The organism is Alteromonas aquimaris (assembly GCF_026183695.1).
Classification (GTDB): Bacteria; Pseudomonadota; Gammaproteobacteria; order Enterobacterales; family Alteromonadaceae; genus Alteromonas; species Alteromonas aquimaris.
This window is the reverse complement of sequence record NZ_JAPFRD010000011.1, coordinates 784,176-802,971: the sequence shown is the minus strand read 5'-3', so window position 1 is coordinate 802,971 and position 18,796 is coordinate 784,176. Positions and strand designations below refer to the sequence as shown.

Below are 18,796 nucleotides of genomic sequence, written 5' to 3'. Positions count from 1 at the left end.
CAGTTTTGCTGATAAATCCTGCCCGCTTTATTAAAATGGTGGGGTCGCGTTTTTCTCGCAAACAAAGCTGGGTTGGAATGTGCACAATTGACTGCTAACCAGCGCACGCTGCGTTGCGGTGTTAGATCACGGATTTGCATAAACGGTGCATATAAGAAAGCTATAGGCCTATCAGATTTTATATATTGATTTACGTCATGACAGAATTTTTTTACAGATTAAGCTATCCTATAACCCTCAACCAATATGAAAACGCTTTCACGCCCTACCGACACTGTACACATAAAAATGCATTTTTTTTAATATACCCATTGTCATTCCACTGCTTAAAAACCCCTCCCCTTCACATAAGTTAAAATAATGTTGAAATTTAATTTCATTCACGTAATAGTAGGCAGCGTCGACTAAAAATCGACCTGAAAAATGCTTTTCTCTTCTCAAGGATTAGATGTTAGATAAAGTTTTTCTAATATTAATCAGTACTGTGTTAGCAACCTTATGTTACTAGTCGTCACTGACATTCCAAGCAGTAGTAGGAAGTTCACACGAGCTCAGCACTCAACTCAACAAGTAAAAATAAACAACGCTATCGCCTTACAAGATTGGATCTAAATCCAACATAGGCAGTTGTTTTCGAAGGAATCAAACAATATGAAATTCAAATTCACTGCATGTGCCAGTGCGATTGCGCTGGCCTGTTTGTCCAGTGTCTCTGCAGCAGAAACTTCACCCATTAAAGAAGTAAAAGCTCAAAACACCTCATCAGCCAGCAATACCACCCCGGAATTCGCTTCATGGTATAAGGCAAAAAAACAACGTGACTATGCCGCAGTCACTGACCAAATAATCGTAGAATTTGCGAACGAAACGGATGCCAAAGAGGCACTTAATGCTTCAGAAAATTCAGCTCATTCCAATAGCAAGGCACGTGGGAAATCTCGTTCTGTTTTAGCAGAGCTGGAAGTCGCGGCAGGCAAAAATTTAAAAGTGGGCAAAGCGCTTGGCAAGGCTAAGATGACCCTGAAGCTTGATGAAAAATTAGACCACAAAGCGGCCAACGCTATTGTAAAAAAACTGAAAAAGAATAAAAAGGTTAAGTTTGCTGAGATCGATCCTATTCGTTATCTGATGGCAGAGACGCAGCCTTGGGGGATAAGCGCAGTCCAGGCTGATTTAGTATCAGACAATGAAGCGGCCAATATGACCGTGTGTATCATTGACTCAGGTTACGATATCAACAACCCTGATCTAAGTGGCAATATGGTTAGCGGTACCAGCGACAGTGGTACTGGCTCCTGGTCTACACCAGGAGGGTCGCACGGTACCCACGTAGCCGGTACCATTGCAGCAATTAATAACACACAAGGTGTGGTGGGCGTATTGCCTAATCAAAACGTCAACCTGCATATCATTAAAGTATTTAACGAATCAGGCTGGGGTTACAGTAGTGACCTGGTTACAGCCATTCAAAACTGTGATAACGCCGGCGCAAACGTGGTGAATATGTCATTAGGTGGTGCGGGCTCGTCAGTTACCGAACAAAATGCACTGCAGGGTTTTTATGACAGCGGTATCCTACTGGTTGCTGCTGCCGGTAACGCAGGTGACTCAACTCACTCTTACCCAGCCTCATACGATTCAGTGATGTCAGTTGCAGCGGTCGATGAATCAGGTCAGCACGCTGAATTTTCTCAATTCACCAATCAAGTGGAAATCGCTGGTCCGGGTGAAGCCATACTGTCTCCCGTGGGTGTGAACGACGGTAGACAGGGTTATATAACATTTAACGGCAGCACCACAGGCGACGACCGCGTATTACCGCAAACACGTTATGTTCAAAGTGGTGCGGATTATGTGGTTACCAACGTCAATGGCACTGTATCTGGCGTAATCGGTGCGTGTTCACGCTCAGGCAGCACCTACAGCTGCGGCAACATGAGTGGTAAAATCTGTGTCGCAGAACGTCATGCCAACCAGGTTGGTAGCACCTACCCTGAAGTGGATCCAGCTAAAGCCTGTGCTGATGCGGGTGCGGCAGGTGTCGTTGTTTACAGTAACGCGGCACGCCCCGGGCTACAAAACCCATTCCTGGTGGATGGAACAGGTGCCGTGTCGGTACCGACTGTGTCGGTTAACCGTACGCTAGGTCAACAAATTGCAGCTTCCGCGGGTACGTCTGCTACGTTACAGGTAGCCGCTAATACTGATTACGCCTACTACAATGGTACGTCGATGGCGACGCCTCATGTGGCCGGTGTCGCCGCGCTAGCATGGAGTAAAAATCCAACGTGTACAGCAGCAGAAGTACGTACTGCTCTGACGGCAACCGCCGATGATCTGGACGTCGCAGGTCGTGATGACCGTACCGGTTACGGTATGGTTCAAACACAAGCAGCCTCTGACTACATGGCTGCGAATTGTGGTTCTGGCACAGGCACTGGTCCTGTAGCATTGACTAAGGGCGTGGCACAAACCAACCTTGCTGGCGCAAAAGACGAGGAACTTGAATTTGCTATCGATGTTCCGGCAGGCGCATCGAACCTATCTTTTGCCATGTCTGGCGGGACCGGTGATGCAGATTTATATGTTAGATTTGCTAGTGCACCCACTACCACCACTTATGATTGCCGTCCTTGGGAATCAGGGAATGTCGAAAATTGTGACTTTGCATCGCCCTCAACCGGCACCTACTATGTAAAAGTGATCGGCTATTCAGCGTTCTCCGGCGTGCAGCTTGTGGCTGATTACGATACAGCGAGCAGTGGGCAGGGTTCAACAGCACAGGTAACCAATATTTCTGCAACCACTAACAATTGGAAGTATTACACATGGGATGTGCCGGCAGGAATGGCGACCCTGGACTTTACCATCACAGGTGGGTCAGGTGATGCTGATTTATACATCCGTTACGGTAGCCAGCCCACTACCAGCACGTACGATTGCCGCCCGTACGAAACAGGGAACGAAGAAACCTGTTCTTTCAATAATCCGCAAGCGGGGACTTGGCACATCGGAATTCGTGCATACAGTACTTTTTCCGGAGTTACCTTAAATACGTCTTATCAACCGTAAGCGCATTGACTACTTAATGAGATTAATAGCTGCTAAGTGTTGATCTCAACCGCATAAGGCCTGAACCAGCGTTCAGGCCTTTTTATTTAAGGAAGATAACAGGAAGGACGTGTTGCGACACGGGGCAAAGTAGCGTTGGCCGCTAGCTTTCGTTGTGAAAGTGGTTTGGTAACTGCTAATCTGGTTTCCTGAGCCAATTACGTGACACAGTAAATTTCATCGATACGCTCTACTGACGGGAAGGACAAGTGAGCACAGTAAGGCTAAATTGTTTTGCCACTCCGGTCATAATTCGCCGTAGCCCCACCATGTTTCCCTGTAACGCTGGATACCATTGCATCTGAAGCTCGCTGGTTCCTTTTCTTAATTTAACTTCCCATCTTTTGGTCCAATCAAACTGGTGAAAGGAACCGCTTATTTCCCATCCTTCAGCAATATGCTTATCAATAATTTGCTGAAAAACATCGGCCGGAATATTTTCGATAATTCCTAAGTCATGCCGTTTGAATCGACTCGCGGTGATTTTCTGTCTGAGCATTTTATACATATTTATATATCCATATTCATTACGTGCGCCTATACGTCACGTGATAATTCCCCATTCTTATGCCCACGATATGCCTTTTATAGAAAAATTTCCATATCAAGAAAAAGATTGCCAAGCAGACACCGAAATTTTGCGTCAGGTTCATTGATAGAGCAGCTCTGTACAACCGATGTTTACGGCCAGTTATCACTGCAGTGAAATCGCGAACTTTTTTTGCCCTATTATCTTGCGCACTCGTAAAGAATTAACTTCTATTCTGTTTTTCCAACAACGACTTTATGTCGCTCAAAAGTTCAATTTCCTTTGGGGTCGAAACCGACGTGTCTTTAACATCTTGAGCCCGTTTTCTAAGTGAGTTCATCATCTTAACGATGATAAATACGGTGATACTGATCACAATAAAATCGACCGTTGTTTCCAATAACTTCCCATATTCCAACGCTATCTCATCTATCTTCGTGGTACCTGACTCTGATGCCTTCCGAAGCACAAATTTACGGTTTTCCCATTTTTGTCCGTCTGTAATGTAAGCAAGCGGAGGTAGAAAAATACCTTTTACCAATACATCAATAACCTTATTAAAGGCGGCACCAATGATGACCCCTATAGCAATGTCAATCATATTTCCTTTAATGGCAAACTCTTTGAATTCATCCAGTAATTTCATGTATCCCTCACTTAGTGATCGTAATCTGATTGGCGCTACACCATTGACTGTTCTGTTATCACACCTCAACTGTAGTAAATACTAACTATCCAGCAAACGGACCTCATCTATGCAATTTCGAAGTGGGAAGGCCTTACTTAGTTAAAAGTTAAAGTGGAGCTGGCCGTGCCCTCCGCCACCGGCAACCACGCTGATAGCCTCTATATTGTTTTTTGAGTCTGGAACAAGCATAGTTCATGTCTAATTAAAGGTACGGACAAATTCTTTCACTTTGTATCTTCAATATAGTGAAAAGTTTACGCTGGCAATACTAACTAGGTTGGAGAATGGAATAACCTAGGCACCACCCACGATCACCTGGTCTTTCCTCTATTCTATTGCTACCGTATGAAATAAACGTAATGTGGTAATATTACGATTTGCGTATGTGATATAAATGCTACTGATAAAGCACTGTTTGGGTTTGGCCGACTTTTGCCGCAATCAACGATTAATGGTAAAAGTTAAATATACGCATTAATGTGAGGGCGTAAACGCTGTAGAAAAAGATACTACTCCTCTTACCTAGCATTTCAGATAACAAATTTTCTTTGTTAAAGATGTACGATTTAATCAATTTACGGTAGCATTTGCCCCGCTTTGTTACCTATACGCATATGTTATGCTTTACTGATCTAAAAAAGTTGTCCATCTTATTTCACTGGCGCTTTGCCGGAATTTATAGATAACGAGGCACCACTTTCAATAGTGTTTTGAGAAATAGCGAGCGGGCTAAATAATAAAGGGATGAAGTTGAGCTTATATTAGGGTTATTCGTTGTAACGGACTGACACTAGGTCGACTCACTAATCCTATTTACGCACACCGAAAGAGTAAAGGTGTCTATCAGGGAAATTATCATGTCGAGTTTACAAGCAATTGATATAGATGAGCTAAAAGTAGGAATGTACGTTGTTGAATTTGTCCGTCAGGAAGGTGAAATTGCGGTCAAAAGCTCAGGTACCATTCCAAATACCTCTACCATCAAACATCTTGCCAAGAGTGGTGTAAAGCGGTTAATCATTGATCCGCTCCGTTCCCAGGCCCATCATAATACTGGAGTGAAAAAGCAGAAGTTGGATGAAAACTCCTCAGGGACGCCCAAGCCCTCAAAGATGGAGCTCTCCGATGCACTGCAGATTCATAGTAGAGGCGTCTCATTACAGAAGCTGATTCAGGACAGCGTAAAAAAACAACGTCCCCTGGACCCAAAATACGCCGAAGAATTTACCGCCTTAATGGTGGATATGATGGAATCCAATCCTACTGCTCTTGCGTGCGCGGCCCGGATCCGAAAGAAAAACAGTTATCTCTTGGAACATGCACTTAATGTGTCAATTCATCTGATCCAATTGGGTCAACATATGAAACTATCCATTAACGATGTTCAGGATTTAGGGCTCGGCGGCTTTTTAATTGATGTGGGCAAAGTTTGTTTACCCGATGAAATCTTGTTTAAACCGGGCAAGGTGACCCAAAAAGAAATGGATATCATTAAAGGGCATGTAAGACTTGGCGAAGAATATTTAGCCCAGCAAGGATATTCAAAAAGAATTATCAGCATTGTAGCTCAGCATCATGAACGACTGGACGGTTCCGGCTATCCAAGAAAACTTGTCGGCGACGATATTCATCAGTTTGGACGGATGGTCGCCATTGCTGACGTGTACGATGCGGTTACAGCAGATCGCCCCTATAGAGCGGGCATGACCCACCAGCAAGCCTTAAAGATTTTACTTTCTGATAGTCAATCGAGGCTGGATAGCACGCTGGTTCAACAATTTATCAAATGTACGGGCATCTTTCCCGAAGGTACACTGGTCGAATTATCCAATGGACATGTCGCTATGGTGTGTCAGGAAAATAGAGCCAACCCGCTACGCCCAAAAATAAAGCCGTTCTATTCGCTAAAATCCAAGCACTACCTGTCGGTAAAAGAAATCGACCTTGCCAAGGTAAGCGGTATAAAAATCGTTCGGCAAATTAAAGATAGTCAGCTAAAAATAGATTTTCACAAAATATTTCACGAAAAAATGGTCTGAGTTTTTCGCCGTCAAATGACGAATAAATCCATAAAGTGTTTAACCGAAGTTGACTCCAACCATCGTTGATCATTGCACAAATCGATGATTTTCTTACAACGCTGTGGAGGAAATCGTGTGGCTAAATTACGCTCAAATTTTTCTTGAAGCAAAGGAATGCCTTCGTGACGACGGCGGCGATGCCCTACTGGATACTCTACCTCTACCTTGGAAGTACTTGTGCCATCTTCAAAAAATACTTGCACGGCATTCGCGATTGAGCGTTTGTCAGGTGCAAGATATTCTTCGCTGTAGCGTTTTTCCTCTATCACTTCCATTTTGTCACGCAAGCTGTCGATTTGAGGATGACTGGCATGAAAATTATCTTCGTAATGCTCTGCTTCTAATTTACCAAGCAGTAATGACACCGCAGTCATATATTGCAGACAATGGTCGCGGTCAGCAGGATTAGCCAGTTCGCCGTGCTTGGAAATAATTCGAATGGCAGATTCATGTGTGGTTATTTCGATGCGCTCAATTTCGTCAATACGTTCCTTTACACTGGGATGAAGCTGAACCGCCGCCTCACACGCTGTCTGTGCATGAAATTCTGCCGGAAAGCTAAGCTTAAACAAAATATTCTCCATCACGTAAGTTGCGTAGTCGCGGTTAAAAGAGAATTTGCGCTGTGCTTCGGGCTTTAGTTTGAGATCGTGATTGGTATGACTAAACGCCACATCGTAAAATCCCCATTGGCGTGTGGTCAATACACTGGGAATCCCCATCTCTCCCCGCATCGTTATATCCGCCAAACGCACCGCGCGGGAAGTTGCATCGCCGGCTGCCCAGGATTTACGCGAGCCAGCATTGGGGGCGTGCCGATAGGTTCGTAGCGCCGACCCATCTACCCAGGCTTGAGAGAGGGCTGCCATTATTTGCTCCCGCGTGCCTCCCATCATGTGGGTAATAACCGCCACAGAAGCAATGCGAACAAGTAGTACGTGACACAACCCCACGCGGTTAAAACTATTTTCAAGTGCTATCACACCTTGAATTTCATGCGCTTTAACCATAGCGACCAGTACATCTCGCATAGTTAGTGGAGACTGATTTTGTGAAAGTTGCGTCTGTGCAAGATAGTCAGCGACCGCCAAGATACCCCCTAAGTTGTCAGAAGGGTGTCCCCATTCTGCCGCCAACCAGGTATCGTTGTAATCTAGCCAGCGTATTATACAACCAATGTCCCATGCAGCTTTAACTGGATCGAGAGAAAACTGGGTGCCAGGAACACGCGCACCATTAGGTACCACCGTGCCTGGAACCAATGGCCCTAGGTGCTTGGTACATTCAGGAAATCGAAGTGCCAGCAAGCCACAGCCTAAGGTGTCCATCAGACAATAACGCGCGGTACTTAATGCTTCATCCGAGGATACTTCATAATTTATTACATAATCTGCGATATCCTGAATAACCTGATCGTATTCGCTACGATTACTCAATTCGCCGGAGGTACGCATGGAATGTCTCCATAAAGAATGAATATTAATTCTTTGTACGACATTCTGACGCTATGGATGAGGTTTATCCCATATAGGGTAAATGCGGCTAAGTTCCGTGTCAGTCCTCTTTAACGCGACCGACTGATTGTGGAAGAGTCTGGATTGTCTTCATTTTTAGGTTCGATGACTAAAATACCGTTCGCCAGTTCACAGTCGGAAATCAGGTGACGGTTCTTTTCAATGAACGCTAATTCGATGACTGAATTCGTAACGGCCTGAGGCTGAGAATAATCGACGCGTTCATCAAGGCTTTCTTTGAGCTCCTGAATATATAGTTCGAGCATCTCAGTGCATTCATCAGCAACCACCGATGTGGTGACTACGCAACTTAAAAGGAGTAAAACTTTTAACAACTTCACCGTTACCAACCCGCTATATGAACCCGCCACGGAGTATACTCATCAAATCGCATTTAGCGAAATTTTATTATACTTTAGTCTAACTTTTGGTATTTCGACAAGTACATATTTTGAAACAAAGTAGCTTGCTTATAACCCGCTTTTTACTATGTCGACCAAAAAATTACTGTAATATCAACGCACACAAGACAAAAATAGAGTATAGACAATGACCAAACAGAATATTCTGAAATCAGCACTGTTTATTGGGGCGGTAAGCTTGCACGCCCCTCTCCTTCAGGCGCAAACAATCACCAACAACATTTATTCTGAAAAGGGACTGGCAGGTACACTTACCCAGCATAAAATTGACGAGCAAAATTATACAGCGACCATTGAATTTGGCTGGAATAATCGACGGGTTGCTGTAGACGAAAATCTTACCCTTAACGCAGAGGGAGTGCCCGTTGAAATAACGCTTAAGGGTATCTCGCCCTTCGGCGCGCCCATAGATGAAATGTTTAAGTATGAGGAGGGTGTCGCGAAATGGCAAAGCTTGAACGAAGCTGGTCAGAAAAAGGATGAGTCAGTTGATTTTTATTCTCCTTCGTCAATCAATTTTGCCCTGGATAACGCCACCATGCGCTATGCGTTTCACAACGGCCAAACCACATTAGACGTGTACCCGCAAGGGCAGATGTTGATAGAAAAATTAGATACCCGAAAGGTGAAGAATCAAACGGTCCATTTGGTGGCAACAAGTGGCCTAGGATTAACGCCAAATTTTGCATGGTATGACGAGGATGGTAACTTTTTCGCTAAAAACTTTGGAGCAATGTATGTGCTTCGTGACGGCTATGCAAAAGAGCAGTTTGACCAACTAAAAGAAATTCAGGAAGAAGCCGAGCAGACATTTTTAGAGGGATTGGCAAAAAAATTAACCCACTCCCCCACTTCTTTGCTTATTGAAAATGTAGCCGTTTTTGATAGTGAAACGAAATCACTTCTGCCAAACCGGGATGTGTTAATAGAAAATGGCAGGATCGCAAAAGTTGCGCAGCAAATAAACGAATCCTCTGAACACACGCGGGTTGATGGGAAAGGTAAAACGCTAATTCCTGGTCTCTGGGATATGCACGGCCACCTGTCAAAAAATAACGGCATTCTCAACATTGCAAACGGGGTGACCAGTGTGCGGGATATGGGAAACAAGCACGATAACATCATGGAAATTCAAGCGCTGTTTGATTCGAACAAAGTGCTGGGTTCTCGTGTATATCGGGCGGGGTTTATGGACCAGTACAGTGACAATTCAGCGGGATTAAGTGTCAAGTCTCTTGAAGAAGCCTTGGATACCGTCGATTTTTTCGCCGACAACGGCTACGTGCAGGTTAAACTTTATTCATCTATCGACCCGTCATGGGTTAAGCCAATTGCTGAACGGGCGCACAGTCGAGGCTTGCGATTAAGCGGACACGTACCCGCTTTCATGACAGCTGAACAGGCAGTAAAAAATGGCTATGACGAAATTCAGCATATCAATATGCTATTTCTTAACTTTTTAGCCGGTGATGAAGTTGATACGCGCACCAAAAAACGTTTCTCACTAATGGGGGAGCAAGCCTCACAATTGTCTATGGATAGTCCCGAGATGAACCAGTTCATCAAGTTACTTGCTGATGAGCGGGTGGTGGTCGACCCTACAGTATCAACATTTAGAAGCCTGCTAATGGCCGAAAACCAAAAAGTTGATGGGGAATTTGCAGATATTGCCCCTCATATGCCGGTTAACTTTACCCGTGCTTTGAAGGGAGCCCAGATGCATATTGAAGAGAATTTTAAAACCAGTTATCAGCAATCTGGCGAAGCGATGCAAAAGATGCTTAAAAAGCTTTACGATGCCGGCGTTCCCATTGTACCCGGCACCGACAGCATTGCCGGCTTTACCTTAATAAGAGAACTAGCCTTATACGTGGATGCGGGCATTCCCGCTGCCGATGTGCTCAATATGGCTACCATTGATAGCGCCAAGTTAATGGGAGTAGCGCACAAGACAGGCTCCATTAAAGAAGGAAAAGTGGCCGACTTAGTATTGGTAGACGGTGACCCGATCAAAGATATCCACGCATTGCGCAATGCTGCACTGGTTACCAAAGGTCAGCAGGTTTTCAAGCCTGAAGAAATCTATCAGGCAATTGGGGTTAAACCATTTATAGCCTCCCCTGCCCTGTAGGAAACTACCCTCATACTCACTTTGTCTCTCTTTTCCTGACCGATGGATAGCAAAGTGAGTCTGTTGCTGGTAGAAACATTGTGCATAATGTCAGTCTGTGATGGCAGATGCACCACTACGGCCTGAAATTGGAGATTGAGTAAGCCGCCTACTTGGCTTATAACGTATGACCAGTGCACTAGCCTCACTCAACTCCATTCTTATTCTTTTGACGCACCACAAAGAGTTTTGAATTGCTTTGTACACACTCACATGCACCGATGAGAATATTAACATCGCGCTGAGCTTATTGTTTAATCATCCCAATAAGTTAACTTCACAAAGAAGTGCAACGATGGCCAATCTTCGTCTTTGCAAACCTGACTAATTTCTCTTTATCATTCACATTTTTGAAGAAATTATGCTGCCCCTCGCCGATGCAAAATATTAACTTTTTAGTTCGACGCAACGCTTCACAATAAACTATCCGCAGCGCGAGTGAAATTATCGCGTGATTAACGCGGTTCAAACTCAGCATGTACAAGGGTAATGGCGGCGGTGTCAATACTCGTTTCTGCCTTAGCACCATCCCCCCCTCGGCCTAAATTTAGCCTCGGTGCGCTTATTGCTTATATTTTTGCGGTTTATTAAGCAAAGTGACGCCTGTGAATTTTAGATATGACATCAATGGCCTGCGCGCCATCGCCGTGATCGCGGTGGTAATCTTCCATTTCGCCCCGGCACTACTCCCCGGGGGTTTCGCTGGTGTTGATGTATTTTTCGTTATATCAGGCTTTTTAATGACCAGTATCATTTTTCGTGGAATGGAAAAAGATACATTCAGTCTGACCAAATTCTACATTGCCAGAGCCAATAGAATTATACCCGCGCTGGCGTTGCTGTGTGCCGTATTAATGATTTTTGGCTGGTTTTATTTGTTGCCAACCGCCTACACTGCGTTAGGAAAACATGCCGCTGGTAGTGTAACGTTTATCTCTAACTTCATGTATTGGCTGGAGTCGGGTTACTTTGATAGCTCCTCTCATTCAAAATGGTTATTGCACACCTGGTCGCTGGCAGTAGAGTGGCAGTTCTATATTTTTTATCCATTAATTTTACTAGCACTTAAACCGATTTTATCGTTTGAGCGATTAAAGCAACTGGTTGTTCTGCTTACTCTGGTTTTTTTTATATTTAGTGTTTACTCATCTTACCAATGGCCAAACGCCTCTTACTTCCTCATTTCTGCACGGGCTTGGGAACTTACCATCGGTGGTGTGGTGGCGCTTTATGCCAAACCGCTTTCTCACTCGTCCGCACGCTGGGTGAACTACGCTGGTTTGATTTGTATCGCGATGGGGTACGCTATTGTAGATAGCAAAATGGCCTGGCCTGGCTATGCAGCACTGCTTCCCGTAGGGGGGACGATGTTGGTGATATGGGCCAATGTTCAGTCTACTTTTCTCACTAACAACAGGATTTTTCAGGCAGTAGGAAGATGGTCTTATTCGATTTATCTGTGGCACTGGCCTATTGCTGTGTTCGGTTATCAGTACGAAATTTCACACTGGTGGACAATAGGTATCCCTTTATCGATCCTATTGGGTTGGCTCAGTTTCAGGTATATCGAACAGTTTGACTGGCCTTCGATCCGCCAGTTTAAACATCTATGGAAAGCTAAACCGTTGTGGATTGCTGCGTCACTCAGCGCTGTTGGAATAGTGGTATTAGCCCAAAATGGCCTGATAAGCCGGTTTGATCCCGCCACGATTGAAACTATCAAAACCGCGCAACATAGCCCGTATCGCGATCAGTGCCACTTGCACGAATATAAGCCGCCCGCTAATTCAGCCTGTGATTTTGTCGATAAAAAGGCCAAATGGGCAGTATTAGGTGATAGCCATTCGGTGGAATTATCGTACGCATTGGCACAGCGATTAAAAAAACATAACGAAGGATTACGCCAATATAGTTTCTCCGGCTGCCCTCCCTCCCTGTTACAGGAAATTGGCATGAGTAAGTGCACGCGCTGGTATCAGGAAGCGTTTGCCGATATTCAAAATGATACCAACATTGAGCATGTGGTGATGTCTCACCGATTTTCATGGACACTTTTTGGTGATCATACAGAGACCTATCCGGACGTGCCTCCGCAGGAAAATATGGAGCGGGTTAATCGCATTCTAAATTCACTGGATGCAGCTATCATCCAACTGGCAAAAAAGAAAGAGACAGTTTATGTGATGCTACCTGTGCCAGAAATTCGCAAAGAGCTGCGTACGTTACTTACTCAGGCTCATGCGGATAGTGCGGATATGACCCAGGTAAAAGGCACGGACACTGAGTATTATGAGCGCCGCAACCAAGTGATTTTAGAACACTTTAAAAACGCAGAATATCCGGATAATGTGGTGTTTATCAATTCCCGCGACGCATTTTGCGGACGTAAAGCGTGTTATGCGGTGGACGCTGGCAAGTCTCTCTATCTGGATGATAACCATCCGTCTGTCCATGGCGCGTCCATCCTGGCAGATATGATTATGCAAAAACACCTGGCATTATTAGCGTTAAAGCCTCTTTAACAAAAACGTGAGGTAATTCTAATAAATGTAACTTTTTTCTAGCTTATGTAGAAGCTACTCGATGGCAATTCGCTGGGCAGCATAGTGTTGCCCACCACCCCACAGTTAGTGCTAACAATCATTGACTTACCCTTTTAACAAAGTGGTTCCGTTCTTGCTCATTAGTATTTGTTTATAACAATATACGTATAGCGGAGTGACTAAATGAAAAGCGAGCTATCCATTAGCGTGGTGGTGATCGTTAAGACCAGAACGCAGCAGCTTGTAAGGTTAATAAAACAGTTGGAAGAAAGTTCGCTTCGTCCTGATGAAATGGTAGTCGTGTGGATGGGCTCTCCATCCGAATTTTCGTTACTCAAAAGTGATCACTTCCCGGTTCTACATAAGTTCGAATCAAGCGGTGGCTTGGAAATAGCGCGCGCCCGTAACAAGGGCCTGACTGCTGCTACCAGCACCCATTGTCTCTACTTAAATGTAGAAAGCGTTATTTCCCCATTGTTACTTGAACAATTCGCGAAAGCCTGGACACAAAGTTACGTGTTAACCAGCCGCGTGTTTTGTGTGGAAAAATCGTTACTCGATTTACCTTTTGCTGAGATTGAAACTCACTATCATCGCGTTGGCTGTATAGGGGAGCGCAAAACCTTCAGCGTTAATCATAACCCTTCAATGTTTTTTATCGCCAAACACGATGTCGATACCATTGGTGGCTTTGACGAAAATTACAGTGGCTTTGGAATTAACGATGAAGATTTTTTTCAAACGTGTCTTGATGCTGACTTGACCGTTGAAAATGTAGATGTCGTGACTTTTATTCCTAACCGCGAACATTATCAGTGTCCCATCAATCATTTGGTTGATTTTGTCCGCAACGCTGAGCTGTTCTATCAAAAGTGGGGATATTATCCGTGCCAGGATGTGTTGTTCCGCTTCGCGGATTTGGGTTTAATCAATGAGGATTTTCAATCATCAGCCATACATATTTTACGTCTCCCTACCGAAGAAGAGCGAAAAGCATACGAGTTAAGCACGTTACTGCTAACTTCTATGGATGTGAAAATTCCTCAACAAAACAGTGTTGAAAACAATCACAGGTCAGCCTAGTGGTTGGGTTGGAGCATCTGCTCCAGCTTTCTAGGCAGTATCGTTCGGGTAGTATTGTAGCCAACGTTAAAAAGTTGTTCCTTGGCCTGATGATTGGACTTAAAGTCAATTGCAGAAATATTCCCTGTATTAATAATTACAGTGTGCTGCCAATATTCTGCATGTACATACTCCCGGCTTAGTGCGTTCATAAACGTGCGAATCAACATCAGTAAGTATATGGGGAGGGGAAAACGGGACCGTTTTTTCTGAACCTGTTTTCGCGTTTCACTTTTTAACCGGAAGCAAACTGAAGGAGTACCATCTTGTAGCCAGTCTTTAAACAATTCATCCTCTGACAAAATCGCACCATCTACCAACACCTGGTCTTCAAATTCCTTAAACGAAAAAACTAATGGAATAGACATCGAGTAACGTACTGCAGTAGCCACTTTTAGCCTCGGTGTACGTTGGTTATTAAATAATACCGGTCCCCCACCATTAATGTCGGTAGCTAAAATATGTAGTGGGACAGGAACTTGTTCAAAGGTGATGCCATTGAGGTGTTCGTCAAACCAGCGTTCAAATTTGTTACCGTTAGACAACCCACCTTCTCGGATAAGTCGAATAATCGAGAAATCAGCAAACTGTTTAAAATCAGTCTGTTCGGCCAGTGTTTTCATTTCTGGCACCGTTTTACCACAGGCATACAGGGCCGCAATTATGGAGCCCCCTGACACACCGACCAGGGCGGGAAACTGTAGCGCCATTTCCTCAAGTGCTTTTAAACATCCAATATGCGCAGGAAAACGTGTACCGCCTCCTGAAAAAATAGGCACAATTAATTTTGTCGGATCGGATTTTGCCATCACTACCTTTACCTCCTGATTACAGATTAGTTCAGTGTGAGCAGAAGAAAAGTCGCAATACAAAGCATTTTGCTTATGCGGTTAATGGATATAGGCACACCAGCGTAACCACTGTAACCGCGCCAACCAGAATATTCATCGGGATACCGATCTTGAGAAAGTCGCTAAAACGATAGTTCCCAGGGCCGTACACCATAAGATTGGTCTGATAACCAATCGGCGTGGCAAAGCTCGCCGACGCCGCCATCATAATGGCGAATACGAAAGGAATGGGATTGAGTGCGGCACTATTGGTTATTTCGATAACAATGGGCATCATCAAAAGGGCAGCAGCGTTATTGGTGATGATTTCGGTTAACAACGAGACGGTAATATAAGTCAATATAAGTAATAACAGTGCTTCACCCGCACTAAAGGCGACAATCTGGTTCGCTAACACTAAGGCGACCCCCGTTTGCTGCAATGCCATGCCCAAAGCAAATGAAGCCGCGATGGTGATGATAACCGGTAAATCCAGGCTTCTCTCAGCCTGCGCCGGCGATAAACATCGCGTCAGCAACATGGCGGCGGCGGCTAAAAGGGCCGCGTTCAGCATGGAAATAATCGTTAAGCCTGCGGCAACGACAGCCACGATAAGGATCCCCCATGCTAAAGGGGCTTTCTCGTGATGCATTTTTTCGAAGGGTATCTCGTGGATCAGCAAGAAATCTTTACTGTATTGTTGGCGCGCGATAAAAGAGGGCCTGGCGTCAAGCAATAATGTATCACCTGGCGCCAGTACCGTGTCGCCTAAATTACCTGATACTCGCTCTGCATTTCGCGCGACTGCCACCACGGCGGCGCCGTAGAGTTTGCGAAAATTGACTTCTCTAAGTGCACTACCCACGGCAGCACAATGGGGAGAAACCACTACCTCCACTAAGCGTTGAAGATTAGCACTTCCTGCCATTTCGTCGCTAATCGGCGTACTTTTTAGCCCAGCGATATTGAGCACATCAGCGATAGCATCGGTGGCACCCGCAAATATCAATACATCATTGGGCTGCAGAACTTCATCTGACGCCACGGCAGGCAAGGTGCGTTCGCCACGCGTGATTTCTACCAGAAACAGACGTTTAAGCTCACGCAGGCCAGCTTGTTTGATTGATTTGCCCACCAGAGGTCCATTCGCTTCTACGACCAGGGCAAAAGTAAATTCTCGAATATTATCGAACGGTGACTCGCGCTTACTATCAGGGAGCAACTTTGGTCCAAACAAGTATAAAAAGAGAAGTCCCACAGCCGCTGCTGGTAATCCTACCGCCGTAATGGCAAATAAAGAAAAACCGGGGCTGCCGGTAAGCTGCTGATACTGCCCATTGACTACGAGATTAGTGCTGGTTCCAATTAATGTCAGCGTTCCACCAAGGATGGAGGCGTAGCTCAGCGGTATCATCAACTTGGATGGACTAACATTGATTTTTTTGCACCATGCGTTAACGGCAGGGATCATGGTTGCCACCACAGGGGTATTGTTTAAAAATGCGCTTAGTGATGTTACAGGGAGAAAAAGCCTCACCATGGCGCCAGGTACACTTGCTGGTTTACCCATCACTCGATTAACCAGCCAGTCTACCCCGCCTGAGGCTTGTATCCCTGCTGCGACAATAAACATGGCAGCGACAGTAATCAGCCCTGAATTACTAAATCCGATCAGGGTTTCCTCAGGAGTCAGGATCCCACTCACACTCAACATCACCAATGCCCCCATTAAGATCAAATGTGGCGCTATTTTCGAGGTGATAAGTAAAATCAACACACTAAGTGTGATAATAGATGCAGCCCAGCCTTCCCAACCTAACATACGTAGTCTCAAAATGTGTTATGAACTCGCCTAGCATTTACAATGCCAACCTTTTTCGCCTACTTCTCGCTAGCACGTCAGCATCTCGTAATTAAAAAATGGAAACGCGAATTCACATCGGTGTGCGAGCGAGTAATCGTTAAAACTGGACGCAATTAACGTTGTTCAATAATATCCCGTAAAATTTTAAAAATGGCAGTGTTGTCAATAAATTCACCCGTCGTCCCTAGGTGGTTGTAGTTTTCTTTGTACAATAGATCTACGCCGTCTATGTACTGTTCAAATTCAGCTCGGGCGCTCCCTTTCGCATACAGTCTAACCAGTTCATTAGTGTGATTTTGACTATAGAATTTCACTCTTGGCATAGCATAGATACCCGGGTTACGCACGTTAGCGAAAGGTACCAGAGCAGAATCTTCACCCAAAACAAACGCATTGCCATGATCGGTGGTGACTATTAACAACGTTTCCTGCCAATTGCTGTTGTCTTCCACCCATTTAACGACGGTGGCGACAGCTTCATTAAATGCGATTTGCTCTTCAATAATTCCGCTAAGGTTGTTTGCGTGTGCAGCCCAATCGACAGCGCCTCCTTCTATCATGACAAAGAACCCCTTGTCATGTCGACTCAGCACGTTTAGCGCCCCCTTTGCCAAGGTGGATAGCGAGGGCACGTCTGTATTGAACGGGCAGGCGAATGCGACAGGGTTAGTCATACTGCAAGCACGCCTTGCTTGCAGCGTGGAGCTGACTTGCACCAATCCCAAGACGGGTTGTCCAACCTCGATAGAAGAGACGTCCCCAGCTGCCAACGCAGCAAAGTCGTGTAAATGCTCTATTAACAGCCAGGGATGAGACCGCTTGTGGGCGACAAACTCACCCCTTGCTAAAGGCGCAAAATCGTCTGGACTAATGTAGTTAAATACGGGAGTCTCGCGAACCTCATTGTCGTTTGTATAAAAAGGGTGGCCTGCTCCGATAATAATATCGAGCTCCCCCTTTGATAAAATTTCGTGAGCAATGTCGTGATAGTTGGTCCGGGAAATATTGTGAGAAGTAAATCCTGCAGGGGTAGCATGATTAAATGGAACCGAGGACACCAGTCCTGTCCCCCAATTTTCAGCGCTTGCGATTGACACAATGTTGGTGAGTGCTTTGCCACAATAATCGCCCCCCAAAGCACCTATATACGTTTTCTGGCCCGTTGCGAAAGCAGTGGCTGCCGCTGCAGAATCGGTATAGTTGCGATTTAAATAACTGTAGCCGGCGAAGGGCCTGATATAGGGAGGGGAGTCGGGGCCGCTACCCTCGCGCGGTTGCGATTCGTATATGGGGCTAGTATCCCAAGCCTTCTCTGCTTCGTAGCCATCTTCCTGGACTTTTTTTTGGGTACAGGAAACGGGAGTGGAACGTTGCCAGAGCGCGTAGGTGGTCATGGCTAAACGGGTAGGAAACTCACTGTAGGGTTTCACCTTATTGAGGGCCTGCCCATGCGACCAATAACTGGCGACATCCCATGTTCCATCACTCGCTCCGTCAGCAATCATCAGAATGACGTGTTTAGTTTTAGCGGGTTCTACATCATCATGAGTAGGAAAAGGTACAGCGCTATTTTCATCATTACAAGCCACTAAACCGCATACAAGGATCACGGCAAGAAGACGGTATCCTCGTGCTACAGACGCGGTGGATAATAATATCTTCATTTTTGGCACTCTACATCGCTCAAACCTTAACCCCCAAACGCGTGGCGTCATTACCCTTTAAAAATTAGTTTAGAGCATACAGCAGGAAACTTTATCTATTTTTTAGATGGTAGACACGTAATGATATGGAGATTGGACAATGCAAAGGGAACAAGAAACATGCCTGCACGAGGATAATCTTATTTGTTACTGGTCTGTACTGTGTAAGGATAGTAGAGTCGCATACAGTTTGAGTCATACCACTAATAGAATAGCATT

Annotated in this window: 12 protein-coding genes; 5 read left to right on the top strand and 7 right to left on the bottom strand. The window is 45.1% G+C overall.

Going from position 1 to position 18,796, the window contains the following annotated elements; translation table 11 throughout:
- The first annotated feature begins 651 nt into the window (after nucleotides 1-651).
- The gene (locus OPS25_RS15960; RefSeq protein ID WP_320411961.1) at nucleotides 652-3,072 is read left to right on the top strand and encodes a S8 family serine peptidase; all 2,421 of its coding nucleotides are present in this window, start codon (nucleotides 652-654) and stop codon (nucleotides 3,070-3,072) included.
- A gap of 229 nt (nucleotides 3,073-3,301) precedes the next feature.
- Here OPS25_RS15960 and OPS25_RS13670 read toward each other — a convergent pair whose 3' ends face one another.
- Both OPS25_RS13670 and mscL read right to left on the bottom strand, forming a co-directional pair.
- Complete coding sequence (locus OPS25_RS13670) at nucleotides 3,302-3,619, bottom strand: hypothetical protein (RefSeq protein ID WP_265618338.1); 318 nt, start codon at nucleotides 3,617-3,619, stop codon at nucleotides 3,302-3,304.
- A 244-nt stretch (nucleotides 3,620-3,863) separates the two neighbouring features.
- Complete coding sequence (gene mscL / locus OPS25_RS13665) at nucleotides 3,864-4,286, bottom strand: large conductance mechanosensitive channel protein MscL (RefSeq protein ID WP_265618337.1); 423 nt, start codon at nucleotides 4,284-4,286, stop codon at nucleotides 3,864-3,866.
- 899 nt (nucleotides 4,287-5,185) lie between these two features.
- Between mscL and OPS25_RS13660 the strand changes: the two genes are divergently transcribed.
- Nucleotides 5,186-6,367, top strand: coding sequence for an HD-GYP domain-containing protein (locus tag OPS25_RS13660; RefSeq protein WP_265618336.1), 1,182 nt, complete (start codon nucleotides 5,186-5,188; stop codon nucleotides 6,365-6,367).
- A gap of 11 nt (nucleotides 6,368-6,378) precedes the next feature.
- On the opposite strand, the gene OPS25_RS13655 is transcribed toward OPS25_RS13660, so the two are convergent.
- Together OPS25_RS13655 and OPS25_RS13650 are read right to left on the bottom strand one after the other, a co-directional pair.
- Nucleotides 6,379-7,863: a bifunctional 2-methylcitrate dehydratase/aconitate hydratase gene (locus tag OPS25_RS13655; RefSeq protein ID WP_265618335.1), complete on the bottom strand. Its 1,485-nt coding sequence runs from the start codon at nucleotides 7,861-7,863 to the stop codon at nucleotides 6,379-6,381.
- Nucleotides 7,864-7,973: 110 nt separating this feature from the next.
- Nucleotides 7,974-8,294 carry a hypothetical protein gene (locus tag OPS25_RS13650; protein WP_265618334.1) on the bottom strand — a complete coding sequence of 107 codons (321 nt, stop codon included), beginning with the start codon at nucleotides 8,292-8,294 and terminating at the stop codon, nucleotides 7,974-7,976.
- 178 nt (nucleotides 8,295-8,472) lie between these two features.
- Here OPS25_RS13650 and OPS25_RS13645 point away from each other — a divergent pair, with 178 nt between their 5' ends.
- The 3 genes from OPS25_RS13645 to OPS25_RS13635 all read left to right on the top strand — a co-directional run bounded on the left by OPS25_RS13645 (nucleotide 8,473) and on the right by OPS25_RS13635 (nucleotide 14,141).
- Nucleotides 8,473-10,476: an amidohydrolase family protein gene (locus tag OPS25_RS13645; RefSeq protein ID WP_265618333.1), complete on the top strand. Its 2,004-nt coding sequence runs from the start codon at nucleotides 8,473-8,475 to the stop codon at nucleotides 10,474-10,476.
- A 644-nt stretch (nucleotides 10,477-11,120) separates the two neighbouring features.
- Nucleotides 11,121-13,037 carry an acyltransferase family protein gene (locus tag OPS25_RS15955; RefSeq protein WP_265618332.1) on the top strand — a complete coding sequence of 639 codons (1,917 nt, stop codon included), beginning with the start codon at nucleotides 11,121-11,123 and terminating at the stop codon, nucleotides 13,035-13,037.
- Nucleotides 13,038-13,241: 204 nt separating this feature from the next.
- Nucleotides 13,242-14,141, top strand: coding sequence for a glycosyltransferase family 2 protein (locus OPS25_RS13635; RefSeq protein ID WP_265618331.1), 900 nt, complete (start codon nucleotides 13,242-13,244; stop codon nucleotides 14,139-14,141).
- On the opposite strand, the gene OPS25_RS13630 is transcribed toward OPS25_RS13635, so the two are convergent.
- The 3 genes from OPS25_RS13630 to OPS25_RS13620 all read right to left on the bottom strand — a co-directional run bounded on the left by OPS25_RS13630 (nucleotide 14,138) and on the right by OPS25_RS13620 (nucleotide 18,538).
- A complete protein-coding gene (locus tag OPS25_RS13630; protein WP_265618330.1) occupies nucleotides 14,138-14,989 on the bottom strand; it encodes a patatin-like phospholipase family protein in 852 nt (283 codons plus the stop codon). The two genes, OPS25_RS13635 and OPS25_RS13630, sit on opposite strands and share 4 nt — an antisense overlap.
- Before the next feature lie 73 nt (nucleotides 14,990-15,062).
- Nucleotides 15,063-16,832, bottom strand: a complete 1,770-nt coding sequence (locus tag OPS25_RS13625; RefSeq protein WP_265618329.1) for an SLC13 family permease — start codon at nucleotides 16,830-16,832, stop codon at nucleotides 15,063-15,065.
- A 155-nt stretch (nucleotides 16,833-16,987) separates the two neighbouring features.
- Entirely contained in the window at nucleotides 16,988-18,538 is a 1,551-nt protein-coding gene (locus OPS25_RS13620; RefSeq protein WP_265618327.1) for an alkaline phosphatase, read from the bottom strand.
- Between the last annotated feature and the right edge of the window lie 258 nt (nucleotides 18,539-18,796).